The following is a 3,612-nucleotide window of genomic DNA, read 5'->3' as shown; positions in this document are numbered from 1 at the left end:
AAAGCAGCTTGCAGCGCTTGATGACAGAATTAAAACCCTGATCCGCGAAGATGAAATTCTTTACAAACAACAGCAGCTTTTAAAAAGCATTCCGGGAATTGGTGAGATCACTTCAGTCTATCTTTTGATGGTCACGAAAGGATTTACAGCATTTACAAACGGACGGAAATTTGCCTGTTATTCGGGAGTGGTACCCTTCGAACACACCTCCGGAACGAGCGTCAAGGGGAAAGCCAGGGTCAGCCATCTGGCGGATAAAAAGATGAAATCGCTACTGCATATGGCCACACTCACTGCAATAAAATATGATCCTGAACTCAAGGCATATTACCGCCGGAAAAAAGAAGAGGGAAAACACACCATGCTGGTTCTAAACAATATTAAATGCAAAATGGTGTACAGAATTTTTGCCGTTATTGCGCGAGAAACAAGCTTTGTGAACCTGCATAAATTTGCAGCATAATTTTATCACTTTTTGTTTGCTTTTTGTCATAGAATATGTTAGCCGCAGTTTTTTTAATTCAATGTTATTTTGATTTTTAAAATTTTGTAGGTTTCCATTATTAATATTACTGAAGAAATAATGAAAATCACCATAATTATAGAAGAGAATAAGTCAAAACTTGCGATGAAATTTTCTGAAGATAAGTCAAATGCAAAATAAAATGCAAAAATTAGATTAATAAGCAGCATCAATTCTAGTAAAGAGCCAATTATTATTCTTAAATTATTATTTGCAATTTTAGGAAGTCTAAATAATAAAAATGTATTAATTAAAATATAAAAAAATGTAAGATAATATTCTATTCCAATTTTTACTTTGTGACCACTTGCATAAAGCATAAGCAACAAGAAAAAGAATGTGAAAACTAAAATTGTTACATAAATAATTGAAAATAATTTGTACTTTTTTGTTATTAGATTCATTTTGTTTTTATTAGTCTTATTTTATAAAATTACCATAATTTGATATTATTTTTTTTAGTTTTTTGTTCGTCACATCAATTTCAGAAATTTCTAAATCATATTGTTTGTCGGACTTTGTTCTTATAGTTATAAAGTCACCAGAAACATTTCCTGAATAAATTTTTTCAATTTGAATTTCATCTATTTTGTTCCAAGCAATAAATTTATTTTTTAGCGTAATTCCAGTAGCATTTATTTTCATTTGAATTTTTTCATTTGTTATTCTTGATAAATAATAGATTACATTACTTATCCCTACAAGAAGAAGAATTATCGCAAATATTTTGCTCTCTTTTTCAAAAAATAAATATGCAGCTAGTCCAAATGTTATTAAAACAGTTAAAGATTCAAAACCTAATAAGCTTTTTGAGTATTTAAAATTATATTCTTTCTGGATCATTAAACACAAAGTTTGGATAAAATTGCAGCTAACGGAAAAAGTATTGGCGAAGTGCGGGCTAAATGGAACGAAAAGTTCAATTTAGACTAAACGTAGCCGATGCTTTTTTCGGATTGTTAAATTACAAAAAATGATAATACGAAAAAGCAGCGGCGGATAAATTTTACAAATAGTTCAACTTTCCCTTCTCCCCGCATTTTGCCAATACAATGTTAACTGCAGTTTCTTATTAATTTCTTCAATGTATTGTATTTTGTTCTAATATTCTTTGATAATCAATTTTATTTTGTTCAATGAATTTATTTTTAAAGCTTACAACAAAGACAAAAAGAAAAATAAAGGTGATGATTGAAATCAAAAAACTTTTTAGAAATGAAGATTCAAGTTGAACAATTTTTTTTAAGATAATAAAATTCAGTAACGTTAACGCAACGAAAGAAATCACAAAATAAGGAATGAGTTGCCTAATTACATCATTTGAAACAATTTTCGCCCTTTCTTCTGGCATTTCACGAACTATAATAAAAAATGAAAAATTTGAGATAAAGATTAAATAACCATAAACCGCAATAGTTAAAAGTATTACCAAAAAAATTCCGAGATTCCTTTTCATGCGGTTTTTTGTGAAATTGCAGTTAACGTAAAAGTATCTGCGAAGAACGGGCTACTGCAAACCAAAAGTGGAAAGACAAACCGCCTGGAGCAAAATGCTTTTTCAGATTTCTAAATTAAGAAAAAAAGAAAGATGAAAAGCATTTTGCGAATATTAGAAATAAATTCTCAAAGAAAACTTCAACCCCGTTTTTTGCAAATACACTGTTAGCTGAAGCCATAATTATTTTTTGTTATAACCAATTTTTTTAAGAATTTTTGTATTCAAAAGAATTGCGTGTTCGTATTCATTATCTAAAATGATGCTATCATTACTAAAGAAAGATATTTTATAGATTTGTGAATTCAGAAATATTTCATTTTTAGTTTTATTATATTTCCATTTGTTATGCAATGGTGGAAAACCTTTTAAAATTCCTACATCCTCATACGTAAAGTCTTTCTTGAATTTGTATTTTGAATTGAATTCAACTTTTTTAATATTTGTTGACCTTAATGGCATAAAAACCCAAATATTCTTTTCATTTGTTATCACCTTATAAAATTCGGATTTCTTTTCACTACTACAAGAGTTGAAAATTATACAGAATATTATTAAAATTAGATTAAATTTCACAAATTTTATATGATTTACAATTTGTTGGATATGGTTTCAGCTAACGGTTCTCGGCTTTGCGAAGTGGCGGATTTTCAGCACAAATGTTCAATTGAAAAACTGAACTTGAACCTTGCACTAAACTGTCATAGAAGCACTGTACCCGCCATTTTGCAAAACCGATGTTAGCTGCTGTGTTTCCTTCTTCTTTCAACTACATTTTGTTATAAAGTTAATGAAACTCCATATAATAAATGTTATTAGTCCAATTGAAATAATTGTAACTATTGTCTTGCTTTTTTGTTTGTCTGTTTTCCAAACTATAAATGTCAATAAAGTCTGAAACCCTATTGCAAATAATTCAATCAAAAGTAAAACAGGTCCGCAAATCCAATTACTTTTATTCTGGTCAAGCATATATGTTGTAATTGTCAGAACAATCAACCCGATAGTCAAAATGGTTAAAATCCATTCTGTTGTCCGTCTATATCTTATTTGTTGTCTTGTTGCTTCCATATATGTTAAAGCTGTATTTCATAGATAAAGCAAATACCTGTAATTGAGTCGCGAAAATATCTTGAACCTTGGTCGAAGTCGTCACCGCCACCATATCTTACTAAATTATCTGTTGGTTTAAACCAATTTGGTGCGTCATTCGGAACAGTCCAACTGTCTTTGTCTATCGAAATAGAATTTTGTTTAAGAAACATCCCACCATTCATTTGTTGGCTTAAATTTCAAATACATAATGTATTCTTTTGTGAAATGTGGCGATTGCCAATATTGTCCGTTTAGTAGTTCGAGGTCAGCAGGTGCTTCTGTTCCCGCCCAATATTTGAAAGTATCTTTCACGTCAGAAGTTTTTGTTTCCATACAACTTGTCAATGTAAAGATTGTCAGCAGTAACGTGATAAAAATATGCAGTCTTTTTGTTTTCATTTTTGAAATTCTTTAAATCGTTGTCTGTCGTTGTTATGAGGTCTTCTAACATAGCAGCTAACGGAAAAAGTATTGGCGAAGTGCGGGCTAAATGGAACGA

Annotated in this window: 5 protein-coding genes; 1 reads left to right on the top strand and 4 read right to left on the bottom strand. The window is 30.1% G+C overall.

The annotated features are described in order from the left end of the window. The coding region (locus CDW55_RS12385) for a transposase (RefSeq protein WP_143756245.1) at positions 1–463 on the top strand (463 nt) is incomplete at its 5' end. A gap of 53 nt (positions 464–516) precedes the next feature. On the opposite strand, the gene CDW55_RS12380 is transcribed toward CDW55_RS12385, so the two are convergent. The 4 genes from CDW55_RS12380 to CDW55_RS12455 form a co-directional block, all read right to left on the bottom strand. Then, positions 517–927: a hypothetical protein gene (locus CDW55_RS12380; protein ID WP_143756244.1), complete on the bottom strand. Its 411-nt coding sequence runs from the start codon at positions 925–927 to the stop codon at positions 517–519. Between the two features lie 16 nt (positions 928–943). Further along, positions 944–1,366 carry a hypothetical protein gene (locus tag CDW55_RS12375; RefSeq protein ID WP_088470084.1) on the bottom strand — a complete coding sequence of 141 codons (423 nt, stop codon included), beginning with the start codon at positions 1,364–1,366 and terminating at the stop codon, positions 944–946. Positions 1,367–1,604: 238 nt separating this feature from the next. Further along, complete coding sequence (locus CDW55_RS12370) at positions 1,605–1,979, bottom strand: hypothetical protein (protein ID WP_088470083.1); 375 nt, start codon at positions 1,977–1,979, stop codon at positions 1,605–1,607. A 1,293-nt stretch (positions 1,980–3,272) separates the two neighbouring features. Further along, complete coding sequence (locus CDW55_RS12455; protein ID WP_143756243.1) at positions 3,273–3,512, bottom strand: hypothetical protein; 240 nt, start codon at positions 3,510–3,512, stop codon at positions 3,273–3,275. Positions 3,513–3,612 lie beyond the last annotated feature (100 nt).

The organism is Chryseobacterium sp. VAUSW3 (assembly GCF_002205795.1).
In the GTDB taxonomy this organism is placed as follows: Bacteria; Bacteroidota; Bacteroidia; order Flavobacteriales; family Weeksellaceae; genus Kaistella; species Kaistella yananensis.
This window is presented reverse-complemented; position numbering and strand designations above follow the sequence as displayed.

Excerpts from the sequence above, each read along its gene's own strand:
- CDW55_RS12455 (WP_143756243.1), bottom strand. The coding sequence starts at position 3,512 with ATGAAAACAAAAAGACTGCATATTTTTATCACGTTACTGCTGACAATC.
- CDW55_RS12380 (WP_143756244.1), bottom strand. The coding sequence starts at position 927 with ATGAATCTAATAACAAAAAAGTACAAATTATTTTCAATTATTTATGTA.
- CDW55_RS12375 (WP_088470084.1), bottom strand. The coding sequence starts at position 1,366 with ATGATCCAGAAAGAATATAATTTTAAATACTCAAAAAGCTTATTAGGT.
- CDW55_RS12370 (WP_088470083.1), bottom strand. The coding sequence starts at position 1,979 with ATGAAAAGGAATCTCGGAATTTTTTTGGTAATACTTTTAACTATTGCG.